General features: G+C 67.0%; 15 protein-coding genes. 5 read left to right on the top strand and 10 right to left on the bottom strand.

The features are described from left to right. Positions 1-9 precede the first annotated feature (9 nt). From J7I79_RS16430 to J7I79_RS16410, 5 genes are all read left to right on the top strand, one after another. Positions 10-1,098: a low specificity L-threonine aldolase gene (locus J7I79_RS16430; protein ID WP_214955047.1), complete on the top strand. Its 1,089-nt coding sequence runs from the start codon at positions 10-12 to the stop codon at positions 1,096-1,098. A 61-nt stretch (positions 1,099-1,159) separates the two neighbouring features. After that, positions 1,160-1,810, top strand: coding sequence for a DUF3000 domain-containing protein (locus J7I79_RS16425; protein WP_214954975.1), 651 nt, complete (start codon positions 1,160-1,162; stop codon positions 1,808-1,810). Positions 1,811-1,867: 57 nt separating this feature from the next. Beyond that, positions 1,868-3,199, top strand: a complete 1,332-nt coding sequence (locus tag J7I79_RS16420; protein ID WP_214954973.1) for an HRDC domain-containing protein — start codon at positions 1,868-1,870, stop codon at positions 3,197-3,199. 187 nt (positions 3,200-3,386) lie between these two features. After that, positions 3,387-4,724 carry an acetyl-CoA C-acyltransferase gene (locus J7I79_RS16415; protein WP_311380597.1) on the top strand — a complete coding sequence of 446 codons (1,338 nt, stop codon included), beginning with the start codon at positions 3,387-3,389 and terminating at the stop codon, positions 4,722-4,724. Beyond that, positions 4,721-6,892, top strand: coding sequence for a 3-hydroxyacyl-CoA dehydrogenase NAD-binding domain-containing protein (locus J7I79_RS16410; RefSeq protein WP_214954966.1), 2,172 nt, complete (start codon positions 4,721-4,723; stop codon positions 6,890-6,892). Before J7I79_RS16415 ends, J7I79_RS16410 begins: the two co-directional genes overlap by 4 nt. Positions 6,893-6,987: 95 nt before the next feature. On the opposite strand, the gene J7I79_RS16405 is transcribed toward J7I79_RS16410, so the two are convergent. The 10 genes from J7I79_RS16405 to acnA all read right to left on the bottom strand — a co-directional run bounded on the left by J7I79_RS16405 (position 6,988) and on the right by acnA (position 18,673). Next, positions 6,988-8,535, bottom strand: a complete 1,548-nt coding sequence (locus tag J7I79_RS16405) for an ABC transporter ATP-binding protein (protein WP_214954964.1) — start codon at positions 8,533-8,535, stop codon at positions 6,988-6,990. Beyond that, on the bottom strand, positions 8,532-9,320 hold the full coding sequence (locus J7I79_RS16400; RefSeq protein ID WP_214954962.1) for an energy-coupling factor transporter transmembrane component T: 789 nt from the start codon (positions 9,318-9,320) through the stop codon (positions 8,532-8,534). Before J7I79_RS16400 ends, J7I79_RS16405 begins: the two co-directional genes overlap by 4 nt. A gap of 4 nt (positions 9,321-9,324) precedes the next feature. Continuing rightward, positions 9,325-10,146, bottom strand: a complete 822-nt coding sequence (locus J7I79_RS16395; protein WP_214954961.1) for an ECF transporter S component — start codon at positions 10,144-10,146, stop codon at positions 9,325-9,327. Between the two features lie 120 nt (positions 10,147-10,266). Further along, positions 10,267-11,322 carry a nucleoside hydrolase gene (locus J7I79_RS16390; RefSeq protein WP_214954959.1) on the bottom strand — a complete coding sequence of 352 codons (1,056 nt, stop codon included), beginning with the start codon at positions 11,320-11,322 and terminating at the stop codon, positions 10,267-10,269. Beyond that, a complete protein-coding gene (locus J7I79_RS16385) occupies positions 11,322-12,299 on the bottom strand; it encodes an aldo/keto reductase (RefSeq protein WP_214954957.1) in 978 nt (325 codons plus the stop codon). The genes J7I79_RS16390 and J7I79_RS16385 overlap by 1 nt, the downstream gene beginning before the upstream one ends. A gap of 74 nt (positions 12,300-12,373) precedes the next feature. After that, on the bottom strand, positions 12,374-12,592 hold the full coding sequence (locus J7I79_RS16380; protein ID WP_104174943.1) for a hypothetical protein: 219 nt from the start codon (positions 12,590-12,592) through the stop codon (positions 12,374-12,376). A 34-nt stretch (positions 12,593-12,626) separates the two neighbouring features. Further along, positions 12,627-13,187, bottom strand: a complete 561-nt coding sequence (locus J7I79_RS16375; protein ID WP_214954955.1) for a hypothetical protein — start codon at positions 13,185-13,187, stop codon at positions 12,627-12,629. Further along, the gene (locus J7I79_RS16370) at positions 13,184-13,744 is read right to left on the bottom strand and encodes a DUF402 domain-containing protein (protein WP_214954953.1); all 561 of its coding nucleotides are present in this window, start codon (positions 13,742-13,744) and stop codon (positions 13,184-13,186) included. The genes J7I79_RS16375 and J7I79_RS16370 overlap by 4 nt, the downstream gene beginning before the upstream one ends. Then, positions 13,741-15,714: a 1-deoxy-D-xylulose-5-phosphate synthase gene (dxs, locus tag J7I79_RS16365; RefSeq protein WP_214954951.1), complete on the bottom strand. Its 1,974-nt coding sequence runs from the start codon at positions 15,712-15,714 to the stop codon at positions 13,741-13,743. Before dxs ends, J7I79_RS16370 begins: the two co-directional genes overlap by 4 nt. A gap of 148 nt (positions 15,715-15,862) precedes the next feature. Next, on the bottom strand, positions 15,863-18,673 hold the full coding sequence (acnA, locus tag J7I79_RS16360) for an aconitate hydratase AcnA (RefSeq protein WP_214954949.1): 2,811 nt from the start codon (positions 18,671-18,673) through the stop codon (positions 15,863-15,865). Positions 18,674-18,816: the final 143 nt, after the last annotated feature.

Genomic DNA, 18,816 nt, shown 5'->3' with positions numbered 1-18,816 from the left:
ACCAAAGCGATGACAACCACAGTTGAAACTGCCCCTGCCGCCACCGCGGTACGGCTCCATGACCCCGCCGTCCGGGGCTTCGCCTCCGACAACTACTCAGGCGTCCACCCCGAAGTCCTGGCGGCCCTGGCAGCAGCCAACGAGGGGCACCAGGTCTCCTACGGCGAAGACGATTACACCGCACGGCTGCAGGTTCTTATGGAAGGGCACTTCGGCGCAGGCATCGAATGCTTCCCGGTCTTCAACGGAACCGGAGCCAACGTGCTCTCCCTCCAGTCCCTGCTCCCACGCTGGGGCGCAGTGATCTGCGCGTCGACGGCGCACATCAACATGGACGAGAACGGAGCGCCCGAGCGGATCGGCGGCATCAAGCTGCTCCAGGTCCCCACCACCGACGGCAAGCTCACCCCGGAGCTGATCGACAGGGAAGCCTGGGGCTGGGGCGACGAACACCGCGCCCAGCCCCTGGCCGTATCCATCACCCAGACCACCGAGCTTGGCACCTGTTACACACCCGAAGAGGTCCGCGCGATCGCCGACCACATCCATGCCAAGGGCATGAAGCTCCACATGGACGGTGCCCGGCTGGCGAACGCAGCAGCCCACCTCGACGTGCCGCTGCGGGCGTTCACGCGCGACGCCGGCGTGGACATCCTCTCCTTCGGCGGGACCAAGAACGGGCTGCTGTTCGGCGAGGTGGTGGTGGCACTAAACCCGGAGGCCGCCCACGGCCTGGTGTACCTGCGGAAGATGAACATGCAGCTGGCCTCCAAAATGAGGTTCATGTCCGCCCAGTTCATCGCGCTGCTCGAGGGCGACCTGTGGCTGCGGTCAGCCAGGCACGCCAACGCCATGGCTGCCCGGCTGCGCGCTGCCGTGGACGCGATCGACGGCGTGGAGCCCACCCAGAAGACAGAATCCAACGGAGTGTTCGCCATCCTGCCCGAGGGCGTTGCGGACCGGCTGCGGGAATCCTTCCGCTTCTACGACTGGAACGAGGCCGCCCGGGAAGTGCGCTGGATGTGCTCGTTCGACACGAGCGAAGAGGACGTGGATTCGTTCGTCGCCGCCATCAAGCGGGAGCTGGCGGCCGGTTGAGTGGGCGTCCGGGGCGGCGAGCCTGCGGGGATCGGCGCCACATCTTGCGTAACCTGCGAAGGTGAACGCACTCGATCAGGTTCCCGCGGAGTTCCTTACCGCGTTGGATTCCCTTCGCAAAGCACGGTGCCGCAGTGAGCTACACCTGGACGAGATCCCCGCGCCCTCAAGGCTGGCACCCTTTGCGGTGGCCCTTGGCGCTGAGGTCATCGGGCCCGTCCCGCACCCGGGCCCGGCAGCAGTGCACGGGCCGGTTTCCGCGGCGCTCGTCCGCGCTGCCGGCACCGTTGACGATGACAACGAAGAACTCGCCACCGGCCGCTTCATCCTGCTCTACGACCCCGACGGATCAGCGGTGTGGGACGGGGAGTTCCGGATCGTGACCTATATCCGCGCCCAGCTGGAGCCGGAAATGGGAAACGACGAAATGCTCGGCTCGGTGGCGTGGACCTGGCTCGTCGAAGCGCTGGAGAACCACCGGGCACCGTACCGGGCGGCGGGCGGAACGGCCACCAGGGTCCTGTCAGAGAGCTTCGGCACCCTCTCGGACCGGCCCGGTTCGATCGACATCGAACTGCGGGCCTCCTGGACGCCCGCCGGACCGGATATCCGGTCCCACCTCGAAGCGTGGTCGGACATGGTCTGCACCTTCGCCGGACTCCCCCCGCTGCCGGAGGGCGTGACCGCCCTGCCCCGCAGGCGGCGCAACTGACCATGGCTGGCCACGGCGGGACGCCCTTCAGCGCGATGTCGGTAAACTGAAGGCATCATGACCCCTCAAAATCCGGAACACACCACAGCCGGCGTCCCGGCTGCTGACATTACTCCCCACATCACGGTGGAAGGCTTCGACAGCCTGGTCCCCGAGGTCATCGACCTCGATGCCCCCCGCGACGGAGTGCCGCTCGTTATTGAAACCCCTGCCGGCCTGGAACGCTGCGCAGCCGCCATCGCCGCCGGGACAGGTCCGGCGGGCGTGGACGCTGAACGTGCCTCCGGCTTCCGCTACGGACAGCGGGCCTTCCTGGTCCAGATCCGGCGCGAAGGCTCGGGAACCTGGCTCATCGATCCGGAACCCTTCGGGGACCTGCAGATCATCAACGATGCCCTGGACGGCGTTGAGTGGATCCTGCACGCAGCGAGCCAGGACCTTCCGTGCCTTTCGGAGCTGGGCATGTGGCCGCACAAACTGTTCGATACGGAACTGGCTGCCCGGCTGGCAGGACTGCCGCGGGTAGGCCTCGCGGCCGTCATTGAGCAGCTGCTCGGCTTCGGACTCGCGAAGGAACATTCCGCTGCCGACTGGTCCACGCGCCCGTTGCCCGAACCCTGGCTGCGGTACGCGGCCCTGGACGTTGAGGTCCTCACGGAACTGCGCGAGGAGCTCATCGAGCTGCTCCAGGCCGACGGAAAGCTTGAATACGCCGAACAGGAATTCGCGGCCATCCTCGCGGCCGGGCTTGCCCCTCCCCGGGTGGATCCCTGGCGCAAGACCTCAGGGCTGCACCAGATCCGTGACCGCCGCCAGCTGGCCGCGGTCCGCGAACTGTGGATGGAACGCGATTCACTGGCCCACAAGCGCGATGTTGCCCCCGGCCGGCTCATCCCGGATTCCTCGCTTGTGGCCGCTGCCAAGGCCATGCCCGCCACGGTGCCGCAACTGCTGGGCACCAAAGGTTTCCACGGCCGGGCCGCACAACGGGAGGCACCCCGCTGGCTGCGGTGCATCGCCGCTGCCCGGACCATGGAGGAACTGCCGCCGCTGCATCTGCCCACGAACGCGCCGCCACCGCCGCGCGTATGGGCCGACCGGGACCCGGCAGCTGCCGAACGGCTGTCGACTGCCAGGCCGCTGCTGCAGGACAAAGCCGATGAGCTCAACCTTCCCGTCGAGAACCTGCTCACGCCGGACTTCCTGCGCCGCGTGGCCTGGCGTCCACCCGTGGAGCTCAGCGAAGAAGCAATCGCCGAAGAGCTCAGTGAGCTCGGCGCCCGACCATGGCAGATCGACCTGACGGCGCCCCTGATCACCACGGCGTTCCTCAATCCGCAGCCGCTGCCTCCGAAGGAACCCAAGGCCGCTCCCGCCGCCGGGAGTTAGCACGGGAGCTGGCCGCGGGGCGTCAGGCTAGCCCGCCCTCATCGCATGATTTTCGAGGCAAGGACAGAACGGCCGCAGGGGCCCTTGCCAGCTAAGTTACTCACGAGTAACATTGGGATCAATGTCGCCCGGACCGCTGCTGCCACTGGCGTGCGTCCGGCATCAATGTCTCGATGAGGAGTATCACGTGAGCCAAGCCCGGAGCAGCGGAACAAACAGCGGAAATCACAGCAGCGGAAACACCCGCACCGTCCGCGACGTCGTCTTTGTGGACGGTGTCCGAACGCCGTTCGGCCGTGCGGGCGAGAAGGGCATCTACGCCGGAACCCGCGCCGATGACCTCGTGGTTAAGTGCATCCGCGAACTGATGCGCCGCAATCCTTCCCTTCCCGCCGACCGCGTCGATGAAGTAGCAATTGCCGCCACCACCCAGACCGGCGACCAGGGCCTCACTATCGGCCGCACGGCGGCACTGCTGGCGGGGCTCCCCCGCACCGTCCCGGGATTCGCCGTGGACCGTATGTGCGCCGGTGCAATGACCGCGGTGACAACCACCGCCAGCGGCATCGCCTTCGGGGCCTACGACGTCGTCATCGCCGGCGGAGTGGAACACATGGGCAACCACCCGATGGGCGAGGGCGCAGATCCCAACCCGCGGTTCATGTCCGAGCGTTTGGTGGATCCCGCAGCGCTCAACATGGGCAATACCGCCGAAAACCTGCACGACCGCTTTCCGGCCATCACCAAGGACCGCACCGACGCCTACGCCGTAGCTTCCCAGGACAAGCTGGCAGCCGCCTACGGAAAAGGCCAGATCCAGCCGGACCTTGCGCCGGTGGCCACCATGAAACCGGGCCAGGGCTGGACGGTCAACACCGTTGACGAACCGCCCCGGCCGGGAACTTCCCTCGAGGACCTCGCCGCGCTGCGTACCCCCTTCCGACCCCACGGCCGGGTTACCGCCGGCAACGCCGCCGGACTGAACGACGGCGCGACGGCGGCCCTGCTCGCCTCCGCCGACGCTGCAGCGGAGCTGGGCCTGCCGGTGAAGATGCGCCTGGTCAGCTACGCCTTTGCCGGCGTCGAGCCCGAAGTCATGGGGATCGGGCCGGTCCCGGCCACGGAAAAGGCGCTCAGGAACGCCGGCCTCGGCATCGGGGACATCGGGCTCTTCGAAATCAACGAGGCGTTCGCCGTCCAGGTGCTGAGCTTCCTGGACCACTTCGGCATTTCCGACGACGATCCCCGCGTCAATCGCTACGGCGGTGCGATCGCCGTGGGGCATCCGCTGGCCTCGTCCGGAGTGCGGCTGATGAACCAGCTGGCACGCCAGTTCGAAGAGGACCCCTCGGTCCGTTACGGCATGACCACCATGTGCATCGGCCTGGGCATGGGCGCCACCGTCATCTGGGAAAACCCGCACCATGGCGACTACAGCGGGGCCGTGTTCCCAGCCGACAATTCCACCGCCGAAACTGCCACCACCGAACCTGCCACCACAGAAACCGAAGGAGCCGCAGCATGAGCGCCGCAGATTTCCGCAAGCTTGCCGATCTCTTCCCCGACGAGACCGTCACGCACTCCTACGTCCAGGACATCCAGCTGCCCGCCGCAGGCGGGAAGCCCAGCGCCGGAACCTTCGCCCTGATCACCCTGGACAACGGCCTGGACCACTCCAAGCCCACCACGCTCGGTCCCAACACCCTAGTGGAGCTGGGCACGGTCCTCGAAGGCCTCAAGGACCGTGCGGCCCGCGGCGAAATCGTGGGCGTCGGCGTCACCGGCAAGCCGTACTTCCTGGTGGCGGGCGCGGACCTGTCCGCCGTGAAATCCCTCAACAACCGGGACCACGGCCTCTGGATGGCGCAGCTCGGCCACGACGTCTACGCCACCCTGGCCAACCTAGGCGTTCCCAGCTTCGCGTTCATCAACGGCGTCGCCCTCGGCGGCGGCCTGGAGATCGCCCTGCAGTCCACCTACCGCACGGTGTCGACCGGCGCGGGCGCGCTGGCCCTTCCTGAAGCCTTCATCGGCCTGGTGCCCGGCTGGGGCGGCGTCTACATCCTGCCCCGGCTGATCGGGCCGGAGAACGCCGTCAAGGTGATGATCGAAAATCCGCTCAGCAACAACCGCACGCTGACCGGCCCGCAGGCCTTCGGCCTGGGAATGGCCGACGCCGTGTTTGAACCCGCCGACTTCGTGGAGCAGTCCCTCGCCTGGGCTGCCGGGGTCATCTCGGGCGACGTCGCCCCGGAGCGGCCCAACGCGGTCGACCCCGCCGACCCGGCGGTTGCCGGCCGCTGGGCAGGCGCCGTTGCCGCCGGGCGTGCCTTTGTGGAGTCCAAGACGTCCAATGCCTCCCCCGCCCCGGCCAAGGTGCTGGACATCATGGAGGCCAACAGGACCATGAGCCAGGCGGACTCGGCGGCGCTGGAGTGCGAAACGCTGGCCGGCCTCATGCAGACCGATGAGTTCCGCTCCACCGTGTACGCGTTCCTGGACCTTGTGCAGAAGCGCACCAAACGTCCGGCCGGCGCTCCGGACCGCAAGCTGGCCCGCCCCGTGACCAAAGTGGGCGTGGTCGGTGCAGGCCTGATGGCCGGCCAGTTGGCCCTGCTGTTCGCCCGGCAGCTCAAGGTGCCGGTCGTGATGACGGACATCGACCAGGCCCGCGTGGACAAGGGTGTGGGCTACGTCCATGCGGAAGTGGACAAGCTGCTGGCAAAAAAGCGCATCAGCCCCGACGCCGCCAACCGCACCAGGGCCCTGGTTACCGGTTCGGTTTCCAAGGAGGCGTTTGCCGACGCCGACTTCGTCATCGAAGCGGTGTTTGAAGAGTTGAACGTCAAGAAGCAGGTGTTCGCCGAGGTTGAGGCCATCGTCTCGCCCGAGTGCATCCTGGCCACCAACACCTCGTCGCTTTCAGTCACGGCCATGGCGGCGGACCTTGTCCACCCCGAACGGCTGGTCGGATTCCACTTCTTCAACCCGGTGGCTGTGATGCCGCTGCTGGAGATCGTCCGTGCACCGAAGACCGACGACGCCGTGCTGGCCACCGCGTTTGAGCTCGCCAAAGGACTCAAGAAGTCCGCCGTTTTGGTCAAGGACGCCGCCGCGTTTGTGGTCAACCGCCTCCTGCTGCGGCTCATGGGCGAAGTGACGGCCGCGTTCGATGAGGGAACGCCCGCCGAGGTCGCGGACAACGCGCTGCGGCCCATGGGCCTGCCCATGACGCCGTTCACGCTGGGTGCGATGGTGGGCCTGCCGGTGGCGCAGCACGTCCAGGAATCCCTGCACGCCGCGTTTGGGGACCGGTTCACGGTCTCACAGAACCTGCAGAAGCTGATCGACAACGGCGTCAAGTCCCTGTGGGCGCCGGAGAAGGGCCCGGACGGCAAGCCGTTCATTCCGGCCGAAACACTGGCGCTGCTCTCCTTCGGCACGTCCCCGTCCACGGGCGAGGAGGTCCTCCGCCGCACGCAGGACGCGCTGGCCGAAGAGATCGGGCTCATGCTGGACGAGGGCGTGGTGGCCGGACCGGAGGACATCGATCTGTGCATGATCCTCGGCGCCGGCTGGCCGATGTTCCTGGGCGGCATCACGCCGTACCTGGACCGCGTGGGCGCCTCGGAACGCGTCAACGGCAAGCGGTTCCTGGCTCCTGGTGTCGCCTCCGCGGCAGTGGCGGCCTAGCAGCACCCTACCCAATCAACCGGCGCCGCCGCCCGCACTGTCTACCGGTGCGGACGGCGGTGCCGTTGTGCTGCCCGCGGGCCACCGCACCGGCATCATTCTTCCCGCAGCGTGCCGTCCCTCAGCTCCAGGATGCGGTGGGCGGTGGCCCGGGCGTAGGCGAGCTCGTGCGTGACGATGACGACGGCGGCGCCCCGCAGCGCGGCGGCGCCAATGGCCTGGTTGAGGCGTTCGAGGCCGTGGCGGTCGAGCCCCACGGTGGGTTCGTCCAGCGCGAGGAGCGTCGGTTCCCGGGCCAGTACCGTGGCGAGGGCCAGGAGCCGCTGCCGGGACGCCGGAAGTTCATGCGGATGGATCTCCAGCTGGTCCGCGAGCCCGACGGCGGCCAGCGCCGCCAGCGCCTTGGTGGCCGCTTCGGGCCCGAACCTGCGGTCCAGGCCGAAGAGCACTTCGGCCAGGACCGTCCGCTCGAACAGCTGGTCGCGCGGATGCTGGAAGAGCAGGCCCACCCGGTCCGCCACTTTTCCGGTGGGAATGCCGGCGATGTCCGCGCCCCCGATCCGGACGCACCCCCGGTCCGGACGATGCAGGCCGTTGAAATGCCGCAGCAGCGTGGACTTCCCGGCCCCGTTCGGGCCCGTCACCGCCACGATCTGTCCCGCCTGTACGGCCAGGCTCAGGTCGGCCAGGATACCGGGACCCTTTCCGCGCCGTCCGGAGGGGAAGCCGAAGGCGATGCTCTCCAGCTCCAGAACGGGAGGTGTAGAGGTTCCTGCACCGGGACGGTGGTCGGCCGTGTGCGGGTCAGCAGCCCGGCGGACCGGAGTGAAGGAACCGGCCGTCCCGGCGGGCGTCACGACGCCGGATTGCAGCAGCCCGGGGCTGCCCGCCAGCTCGCCGGGCGTGCCGCGGGCGGTGACCGTCCCGCCGTCGAGCACCAGCCATTGGGTTGCCTCGAGGACCAGCTCGTCCACGGCCTGGCCCAGTACGATCACGGCGGTTCCTGAGCCGTTCAGCCTGCGGACCAGTGAGCGGACCGACGCCGCGCCGGCTTGGTCCAGCGAGCCGAGCGGTTCATCCAGCACCAGAACACCGGGGCGCGTAATGGCGGCACACGCCACCGCCAGGCGCCGCAATTCACCGCCGGAGAGGGTGGCGGGATCGCGTTCCAGCAAGGCCGCCAGTCCCGCTGCTTCGGCGGCGTGCATCACGGCGTCGTGCATCAGGCGCCGGTCCATGCCGCGGTTCTCGAGGCCGAACGCGAGTTCCTCGGCGACGGTGGACCCGACCGTGGACAACAGGGCGGCCGCATCCTGCGGAACGTAGCCCACGTGTTCGGACCACAGGGAAGGATTGATGCGCGGGTCGTCCGGGCTGCCGTGAAAAACGATGGGAGCGCTGTCCCCTGCCGCAGTGCCGGCCGCGGTGCCCAGCTGGAGGCTGCCCCGGAACCGGCCGGAGTGTCCTCCGGACAGCCAGCCGGCCAGGAGCCTGCCGAGGGTGGACTTGCCGCTGCCGGAGCCGCCGAGCACGGCAGTGAGCGTACCCGGCACCGCGTCAACCGCCAGGTCCCGCAGAACGGACACGTCCTCCCCGTGGTAGCTGAATTCCGTAATCCGGGCCTGCAGCAATGGCGGCCTCATCCGGGCATTCCCCCGGGCCACTGCATGTCAGGCCACTTTATTTCGGGCCACTGTCCGGAGATCCGCAGCGCCACCGCGGCGACGGCCAGCAGCAGGGCGACGGCGCGGAAGCCCCGCTGGGCGGCGGTGTCCGGCACGTCCCGGTAGCTGGTCCGTGCCGTGGCGCCGTTGAAGCCGCGGGAATCAAGGGCCTGGGCCCGGTCGCCGGCCTCCTGGATGAGCGAAAGGACCAGCGGCACCATTTGCAGCCGGGCTGCCGCCAGCCGGGGCAGCGGTCCGCCATGGATTACCAGTCCCCGTGATTCCTGGGCCTGCCGGATCCGGGCCAGCCGCCCGGAGATTGCCGGCGCCAGTGTGAGGGTGGATGCCAGCACGTAGCCGAACTGCGGCGGCACGCGGCGTGCTGACATCACCGCCACCAGGTCGGGCACGCGGACGGTGAACGAAAAGAGCAGGAACACCACAACGTACGCTGCCGTCCGGGTGCCCATGTCCAGCGCGAAGCCAAGCCCTTCCGTCGTCACTCGGGCCGCGCCCCATTCCGCCAGGACCGTCCGGCCCTCGGGAAAGAACAGCCCGTGCATGATCAACAGGGACAGCCAGAACGGCGCCAGGATCACGGCCGCAGCCGGCGCCAGGCGGCCGCACACTCCGGCACGCACCGCCAGCACAACGCCGCCAAGGATCACGGCGAGGGACACGGCCCAGCTGGACGCCGCCGTCGTGATCGCCGCGGTGGCTGCTGCCGCCGCCAAGGCGGTGAGGGGGTTCAGTCGTGCCGGCACGGAATCAGGCGCCCGGCGTTTCCTGCTTCTTGCCGGCGAGGACGTTGAATCGCCGCACAAAGGCGAACTGCAGCGTGGTCCTGCGCGGCAGCGCGTACACCAGCAGCGCGACGACGGTGAACACAATGGCCTTGTCCATGGGATCGGAAATCAGCGCCTGCTTGGTGATCGCAGCGAGGAGCGTGTCGCCCATGGCCCGGAAGGCACCGACAATCGCGCCGGTCCCGGCGCCGGACGTGCCGCCGAAGACGAAGGCCGCGATGGGTGCGGAGACGACGCCGGCCAGGATGCCCGTCACAAAACCGGCCACCGGGGCAAGGTAGAAGCGGCGGAACAGTCCGTGGCGGGCAGCCAGCCCCGCCAGGAAGCCGATGAGCGCCGCCCCGGCGGCGAAGGGCAGCACGGTGGGGTTGATGAAGGACCAGACGATGCTGCTCAGGGCACCCGTTGCGGCGCCCGCGGCCGGGCCGGCCAGGACGGCGATGAGCACAGTGCCGATCGCATCGAAGTAGAACGGCAGGCCGGTGGATCCCATGATTTGTCCCAGGGCGATGTTGAGGACCAGTGCCACCGGAATCAGCACCAGGGTGGACGTGGGAAGGGTTGGCAGCACTCCGATGATCAGGAGAATGGCTCCCAGCAGGAACCCGCCCAGAGCCACCAGCGTGGACCCGCTGGCCAGCCCGTTGGTGATGTCCGCGGGCTGCGTCAGGACAAGGAAGATGAAAGTGGCCGCAATGGACACCGCGCCGAGCACCTCAAGCAGGCGACGGATGCGGACCGCCCGCTGTCCGGGCGCGGGCAGGATCAGGGACTGCTGTGACATGGTTGTTCCTTTGGCTGTGGGCTGCGCTCCGCGGGTACACCGGTACCGGGACCGGCAAACGTGCGCCTATGTCACCTCGGCGCAGCTACCATCTTAGCGGCCGCCGTGCGTTGGGGCTTCCTACTTCGAGGGCTCTTCGGGGGCCTCTACGGAGCCGAGCCGCCGGGCCAATGCCCCCACCGAACCGATGAGCTCGTCAAAGCACTGCTGCGGGTTGTTGGACGTCACGATCCGGGCGTTCGGCGGCAGCCCCCACAGTCCCCGGTAGTCGGCCACGGTGGTGCCCACCAGGAGCGGTGACCGGGTTTCGACGTCCACCGTCGCCAGCTCCGTGGTGATTGCCGTCCGCCCCACGGCCACACAGGCGGCGAAGGCGTCGTGCATGTGTGCCACGAAGCCCTGGCCATAGAGGCGGTGGAACTCCATGTAGAAGCGGATGGCATCGGACAGGCAGGCCACCAGGGGGTTGCCGGAGCGGCTTCGGAGGCCCTCCGGCTGTTCGGGGAGGACGAGTTCCGGCAGGTCGGTGCCCGCGGCCTCCCCCAGTTTCTGCAGGTGTTCGGGCCGCATCTCGATCAGCTCGGTGGTCTCCAGCGCGCACACCACGGGCAGTTTGTCCTCCGGGAGGCCCCGGTAGGCGGCAAACACCTCCTTCGCGGCATGCGGATCGACGGAGACGTTCCACTCCGCCGTCGGCGTGGTGTTGCCCTGGTAGTAGAAGCTGCCGCCCATGATCACGAGGCCCTTGAGCAGGCGTGGCAGGTCCGGTTCCCGGCGCAGGGCGAGGGCGAAGTTCGTCAACGGGCCGGTGATCAGGCCGGTGATCTCGCCGGGGTGCTTCCGCACCTCGTCAACCCACACGTCCACGGCATGACGCGTTGAGATCGCGCCGGCCGGCGGCGGAAGTTCCGCATAGCCGATGCCCTGCGGGCCGTGGGTTTCCTCCGTGGTGACCAGCGGGATCTCCAGCGGCACCTCTGCGCCAATGGCCACCTCGACCCCCGGTTTGCCGCACAGCTCAAGCAGGGCCAGGTTGTTCAGTGCAACCTGCCGTGCGCCAACATTTCCGGCGGTGCAGGTGATGGCCTGCAACCGGACGTCGGGGCGGGACAGGAGGTAAACCAGGGCCAGTGCGTCGTCGATCCCGGTGTCGACGTCCATCAGGACCGAATGCATCAGAAGAGAGCAACCTTGGGCGTGCGCGGGAAGATCTCATCCAGCTGGGCACGTTCGTCGGCAGTGGGCACCCAGGCCACAGCGGAGGCATTCTCGCGGACCTGCTCAGGCCTCGTGGCGCCGGCAATCACACTGCTCACGGACGGCTGGGCCGCCAGCCACGAAAACGCCACCTGGATCTCGCTGAGGTTGCGCTCTGCGGCGAACGCACTGAACTTCTCCAGCTGGTCCCAGTCGGCGTCGTGGACAAGGTTGGTGCGTGTGTGGCTGAGGCGGGAGCCTTCCGGCGCCTTGCCCGGCGCGTACTTGCCTGTCAGCAGGCCGTTGGCCAGCGGGAAGTAGGGCAGCACGCCCAGGCCGTAGGCTTCCGCGGCCGGAGTGATTTCCAGCTCGGCGCGCCGGTCCAGCAGGTTGTAGTGGTTCTGCGTCGAAATGAAGCGGGAACCGCCGCGGCCTCGGGCCACGAATTCGGCCTCGGCAATCTGCCAGCCGGCCCGGTTGGAGTGCCCGATGTAGCGGACCTTGCCGCTCGTGACGAGGTCGTCCAGGGCGGCGAGTGTCTCGTCGATGGGAGTCAGCGGGTCCGGGGTATGGAACTGGTAGAGGTCGATCCAGTCCGTCCCCAGCCGGCGTAGCGACGCCTCGGCCGCCTTGACAATGTACCGGCGGGAGCCGCGGGCACCGAAGTCGTTGCCGTTGGCTCCGCGCATGTCCATGCCGAATTTTGTGGCAACGACTGCGTCCTCCCGCCTGCCGGCGAGGGCCCTGCCCAGCATTGTTTCGCTCAGTCCGGGCTCGCGGCCGTAAGTGTCCGCGACGTCAAAGAGCGTAATGCCCGCGTCCAAGGCGGCATGGACGACGGCGTCGGTCCCCTCCTGCGACTCCGTCACCGTATTGGTCCGGCCAAGGTTGTTGCAGCCAAGGCCGACAACAGAGACGGTCAATCCGGAATTTCCAAGGCGGCGCTGTTCAGTCATGAAATCAGCCTATAACGGCCGCACGGAGAGACCGGCCGTTGCCCGTTGGGGCAGCGGCCGGGTACTGCGCCCGGTCAGGCGGCCGGGAACTCGAGTCCGTGCTCGTCCATGGCATCCTCAAGCTGGGCCATGGTTTTGACGCCCATTCCGTGCAACTTCGACAGTTCCCGCTTACCGAACTGGACCACCTGTTCCAGGGTTTCCAGTCCGGCGTGGGCCATGGCCCGGCGGGCAGGCGCGCCGATTCCGTGGGGAATCGGGGTGTGGCCTGGCTGAACGGATTTACGCGTCATTACGGATGCCTCCCAGAAAGTCGGTTGCCCCCTCTTAGAGGGTAAAGCCCGAAGCCGGTTTCGGCGAGTGCTTGAGCTTGAACGCCTCCGGTTCTCCGAACGGCGCCGCCCCGATGCTGAGCTTCGTGAAGTCCAGGTCCTCGCCCCGGATGCAGACCTTGATGGCGTTGACGGCTTTGTTGACGTCCGGGCACAGGCAGAAAATGTTGAGTTTGGCATCGCCAAACTCGGACCGCTCCACGGTGCCGAGGCCGCGCCACGCGAGGTGGCTGATGAGCGCGTCCTTCGCCTTTTCCTCGAGGTAGCGGTCGCGGTCCGTGCCGTCCTTGGTCTTCAACGCGTACTGGGCAACCACCCAGAACTGGTCTTCCTCGGCGATCTCGGCGTAGCCGTCCTCGGCGCACTGCACGGCGAAGGCGTCCATGAGGCCTTCCGCAGCTGCGGCATCCGCAACATCCGTTTCGTCCGTTTTGCTCTGGTGCCCCACCACGCCGTGATTCATCACGAACTGGCTGTAGTCCTCATCGAACCAGGCTTCCCGGAACTGGAGAACCCCTTCGTCGTCGCGTTTGTAGACCCTGATAATTCCGCTCATGCCCGTCCTCTCCTGAACCACTCGGCGTCTGTGCCGTCGAACGGTGCGTGCTGTGCCTTGACGGCCTGATATAGCTGTTCTGTCTCCTGGAGCATGCGGTCCACGACGTCCCGCGGATACTCCATGCTCACCTGGTGTTCGGCGAATTCGTCTTCGTCGTCGACGTACACGCCCCGGGTTACGGACCGGATCACGTCCAAGTCCATGTCGACCACGTGGAACTCCAGGGTCCCGGGCCTGATGCCGTTCCAGCCGTGGCCCACGGCGAGGTCCACGTACACGCGGAAGTCCCCAGGGTAGGTGTCGTCGTAAAACGTGGCCACGTAGTCGCCGGTGCGTGGAACGAGCAGCACGGCATCGGAACTGGCGTGGAAGGCGGCACCGGGCCGTGAGATGAACGAACCCTTGGGCTGGAAGATCCACCAGCCGTGCCGGTCTTCACCTAGATAGTTGCCCGGGACCACCCAGTGGGCGCCGCCGTTCCACTTGCGGTTCCGCGACACCACCAGGTCTCCCGGTTTGAGGCTCTCGGGAGGTGTGGCCTCGTGCGGGATCACAGTTTCGGCAGGCTGCCCGTAGTCGGATGCTCCTGGCCCGGCAGGGGACGTGCGAAAGGCACCTTGGTCCCCAGGACCTGGGCAACGACGTCGTGCGTGACCTGGCGTGCCGTCAAACCGACGCGTTCCAGCACCTGGGCGCGGGTGCCGTGGTCCAGGAACTCCACCGGCAGCCCCACTTCGTTCAGGGCGGTGTCCACACCGGCGGCGCGCATTTCCTGGCGGATGCGTGATCCCACACCGCCGGCGCGGACGCCGTCTTCGATGCAGATGACCAGGCGGTGGCGGGCAGCCAGCGCAATGATGGATTTCCGGACCGGCAGCAGCCAGCGGGGGTCCACCACGGTGGAGCTGATCCCCTGGGCACCGAGGCGGTTGGAGACGTCCAGGGCGAGTTCGGACATGGCGCCCACGCTCACGATCAGCACGTCATTTTCGCTGGAGCCTGCAGGACGGCGGGCCAGCACATCCACGCCGTCGCTGAGGCGCTCGAGGGCTTCCACTTCGGCGCCCACGTTCCCCTTGGAATACCGGACAACGCTGGGGGCGTCCCTGATGGCCACGGCTTCGCGGAGTTCTTCACGGAGCCGTGTGGCGTCGCGGGGCGCGGCCAGGTGGAGGCCCGGAACGATCTGCACCATGGCCATGTCCCACATGCCGTGGTGGCTGGCGCCGTCGGGTCCTGTGACCCCGGCGCGGTCCAGCACGATGGTGACGCCGGCCCGGTGCAGCGCAACGTCCATCAGCAGCTGGTCGAAGGCGCGGTTCAGGAACGTGGCGTAGACGGCAACCACGGGGTGGAGCCCGCCGAAGGCCATTCCGGCGGCGGAGGTCAGCGCGTGCTGCTCGGCAATGCCGACGTCGAAGACGCGTTCCGGGTGCCGTGCCGCGAATTTGTGCAGGCCCACAGGAATGAGCATGGCACCGGTGATGCCCACGATGTCCTTGCGCTCATCGGCGATGGCGGCGATCTCGTCGGCGAAGACCGACGTCCAGGACTGGGCGCCGCCGGCTTCGGTGGGCATGCCGGTTTCAGGATCGATGATGCCCACGGCGTGGAACTGGTCAGCCTCGTGGGCGCGCGCGGGCGCGTAGCCGTGGCCCTTTTCGGTCATCGCGTGCACGATGACCGGACCGGCGTAGTTCCTGGCAGTAGAGAGTGCGTGCTCCATGGCCTGGAGGTTGTGGCCGTCGACGGGGCCAATGTACTTCATGCCAAGGTCCTCGAACATGCCTTGGGGCGCCCACCAGTCCTTGATGCCCTTCTTCATGGCATGCAGGCTGCGGTAGGTGAACTGGCCCACCGGTCCGCCGTTTTGCAGCTTCCGCTTCCACCAGTCCAGGGTCCCCTCGTAGGCCGGGGCTGCCCGGAAGGAATCGATGGTGGGACGCAGTGATGCGAGGTAGTCTGCAAAGCCGCCGACGGTGGGTGCATAGGACCGGCCGTTGTCATTGACCACGATGACCACGCGCCGGCGCTTGTCCGCGGCGATGTTGTTGATCGCTTCCCAGGCCATGCCGCCGGTCAGGGCGCCGTCGCCCACCACGGCAATCACATAGCGGTCGCCGTCGCCGGTCAGCTGCCGGGCGCGGGAGATGCCGTCGGCCCAGGACAGCGAGGAGGACGCGTGGGAGCTTTCCACGATGTCGTGCTCGGACTCGGCCCGGTCCGGGTAACCGGACATTCCGCCTTCCTGGCGGAGGGTGCTGAAGTCCTGGCGCCCGGTGAGGAGCTTGTGGACATACGACTGGTGTCCGGTGTCAAAGACAATGCTGTCGCGGGGAGAGTCAAAAATACGGTGTACGGCGATGGTCAGTTCCACGACGCCGAGGTTCGGTCCGAGGTGGCCACCCGTTTGCGACACGTTGCCGATCAGGAAACTCCTGACCTCCGTAGCCAGCTGGGACAGCTGTTCTTCGGTCAACTTGCTCAGGTCCTGCGGATTCCGGATGGTGTCCAAAATTCCCAACGGGGCCTCCTTCGGGTGGTAGACATGCCTTTTAACTCTAACGCCTTGAACGCTGGACGGGCGCCGGACCCGGGCGGCGCAACGCAAAAGCCCCGGCCTGTCAGAGACAGGCCGGGGCTTTTGATGGCGCCGGTGTTGCCCGCTGCCGCTAGTTAGCGGAGATCTGGCGCAGCACGTACTGCAGGATGCCGCCGTTGCGGTAGTAGTCGGCCTCGCCCGGGGTATCGATGCGGAGGACCGCATCGAAGGACTTGGCGGAGCCGTCTTCGGCCGTGGCGGTGACCTTGAGCGTTTTCGGCGTGGTGCCTTCGTTCAGGGCGGTGACGCCCTCGACTGCGAAGGTTTCCGTACCGGTCAGGCCCAGGGTGGCAGCTGATTCGCCGGCCGGGAACTGCAGCGGCAGGACGCCCATGCCGATCAGGTTGGAGCGGTGGATGCGCTCGTAGCTTTCGGCCACGACAGCCTTGACGCCCAGGAGCGCGGTGCCCTTGGCAGCCCAGTCACGGGACGAACCGGAGCCGTACTCCTTGCCTGCCAGGACCACCAGCGGGGTGCCGGCTGCCTGGTAGTTCTGGGCGGCGTCGTAGACATAGGCCTGGGGGCCGTCTGCCTGCGTGAAGTCGCGGGTGAAACCGCCTTCGACGCCGTCCAGCAGCTGGTTCTTGATGCGGATGTTCGCGAAGGTGCCGCGGATCATGACTTCGTGGTTGCCACGGCGTGAACCGTAGGAGTTGAAGTCCTTGCGCTCCACACCGTTGGCCAGGAGGTACTGGCCGGCCGGGGTGTCCGACTTGAAGGAACCCGCCGGGGAGATGTGGTCCGTGGTGACGGAATCGCCGAGCTTGAGCAGCACGCGGGCACCGGAGATGTCGGTGACGGGCTCCGGCTTCGCCTTCATGCCCTCGAAGTACGGGGGCTTCCGCACGTAAGTGGACTTCGGATCCCAGGCGAAGGTGTCGCCGGCCGGGGTGTCGAGGGCCTTCCAGCGGTCGTCGCCGTCGAAGACGCCCTCGTAGCCGCGGGCGAACATTTCCTTGTCGATGGAGGAATCGATGACCTGCTGGACCTCGACCGGGTTCGGCCAGATGTCCTTCAGGAAGACCTCGTTGCCTGCTTCGTCCTGTCCGAGTGAATCCGTGTCGAAGTCGAAGTCCATGGAACCGGCCAGGGCGTAGGCGATGACCAGCGGCGGGGAGGCCAGGTAGTTCATCTTCACGTCCGGGTTGATCCGGCCTTCGAAGTTGCGGTTACCGGACAGCACGGCGGTGACGGAAAGGTCGTTGGCCTGGATGGCCTCGGAGATTTCGGCGTCGAGCGGGCCCGAGTTACCGATGCAGGTGGCGCAGCCGTAGCCCACGATGTAGAAGCCGAGCTTCTCCAGGTACGGGGTGAGGCCGGACTTCTCGTAGTAGTCGGTGACTACCTTGGAACCGGGAGCCACTGAGGTCTTGACCCACGGCTTCGAGGTCAGGCCCTTGTCCACGGCGTTGCGCGCCAGCAGCGCTGCGGCGAGCATCACGGACGGGTTGGACGTGTTGGTGCAGGACGTGATCGAGGCGATGGACACCGCTCCGTGGTCCAGCTCGAACTCGCGGCCGTCTTCGGTGACAACGTGCACCGGGGTGGAAGGACGTCCCTGGGCACCGTTCGCTGCGGAGACCACGCGTGCGGTTTCCGTGGTGTGGGAATCAGCGTGGGTGAACGAGGGCGGATCGGAGGCCGGGAAGGATTCTTCCAGGGACTCGTCGACGCTGCCGTCTTCGATGCTCACGTAGTTGTGGATGTCCTTGCGGAACTGCTCCTTGGCATCCGTGAGCTCGATGCGGTCCTGGGGACGCTTCGGGCCGGAGATGGAGGGAACAACCGTGGACAGGTCCAGCTCGAGGTACTCGGAGAACTTGATCTCGTGCGAAGGATCGTGCCAGAGGCCCTGTTCCTTCGCGTAGGCCTCCACGAGTGCAACGTTCTGCTCGGAGCGGCCGGTGAGGCGCAGGTACTCGATGGTGACGTCGTCGATCGGGAACATGGCGGCCGTGGAGCCGAACTCCGGGCTCATGTTGCCGATGGTGGCGCGGTTGGCCAGCGGCACTGCCGCCACACCCTCGCCGTAGAACTCCACGAACTTGCCCACAACACCGTGCTTGCGCAGCTGCTCGGTGATGGTGAGGACGACGTCGGTGGCGGTGGCGCCGGCCGGGATGGAACCGGTCAGCTTGAAGCCCACGACGCGCGGGATCAGCATGGAAACGGGCTGGCCCAGCATTGCGGCCTCGGCCTCGATGCCGCCAACGCCCCAGCCCAGCACGCCCAGGCCGTTGACCATGGTGGTGTGCGAGTCGGTGCCGACGCAGGTGTCCGGGTAGGCACGCAGGACGCCACCAATTTCGCGGGTCATGACCGTGCGGGCCAGGTACTCGATGTTGACCTGGTGCACAATGCCGGTTCCCGGCGGGACGACCTTGAAGTCGTCAAACGCGGTCTGGCCCCAGCGCAGGAACTGGTAACGCTCACCATTTCGCTGGTATTCGATCTCCATGTTGCGCTCCAGTGCGCCGGAGTTACCGAATGCGTCGATCTGCACCGAGTGGTCGATCACCATCTCGGCAGGTGCCAGCGGGTTCACCCGCTTGGGGTCACCGCCGAGCTCCTTGACGGCCTCACGCATGGTGGCGAGGTCGACAACACAGGGCACGCCAGTGAAGTCCTGCATGATCACGCGCGCCGGCGTGAACTGGATTTCAGTGTCGGGCTGGGCGTTGGGATCCCAGCCGGCCAGTGCTCGGACGTGATCGGCCGTGATGTTCGCGCCGTCCTCGGTCCTCAACAGGTTTTCAAGCAATACCTTGAGGCTGAACGGAAGGTTTTCTGCACCTTCAACGGAGTTCAACCGGAAAATTTCGTATTCGGTACCGGCTACATTAAGTTTGCCTTTTGAACCGAAGCTGTCCACAATGCTCATCGCAGGACTCCTCTCGCAACAGTTTCATCTTTGTCGCGCGGTTGACCGCTTGCTAGTTAGGCCATCCTAATTAGTGCAAGGTCATACAAAAGAGCATGGGGTCAGCCGGGAATCCGGCGCGCGACGTGGGACTACTACGCCCA

It is taken from the genome of Arthrobacter sp. ISL-69 (assembly GCF_018613775.1).
Lineage (GTDB): Bacteria > Actinomycetota > Actinomycetes > Actinomycetales > Micrococcaceae > Arthrobacter.
This window is presented reverse-complemented; position numbering and strand designations above follow the sequence as displayed.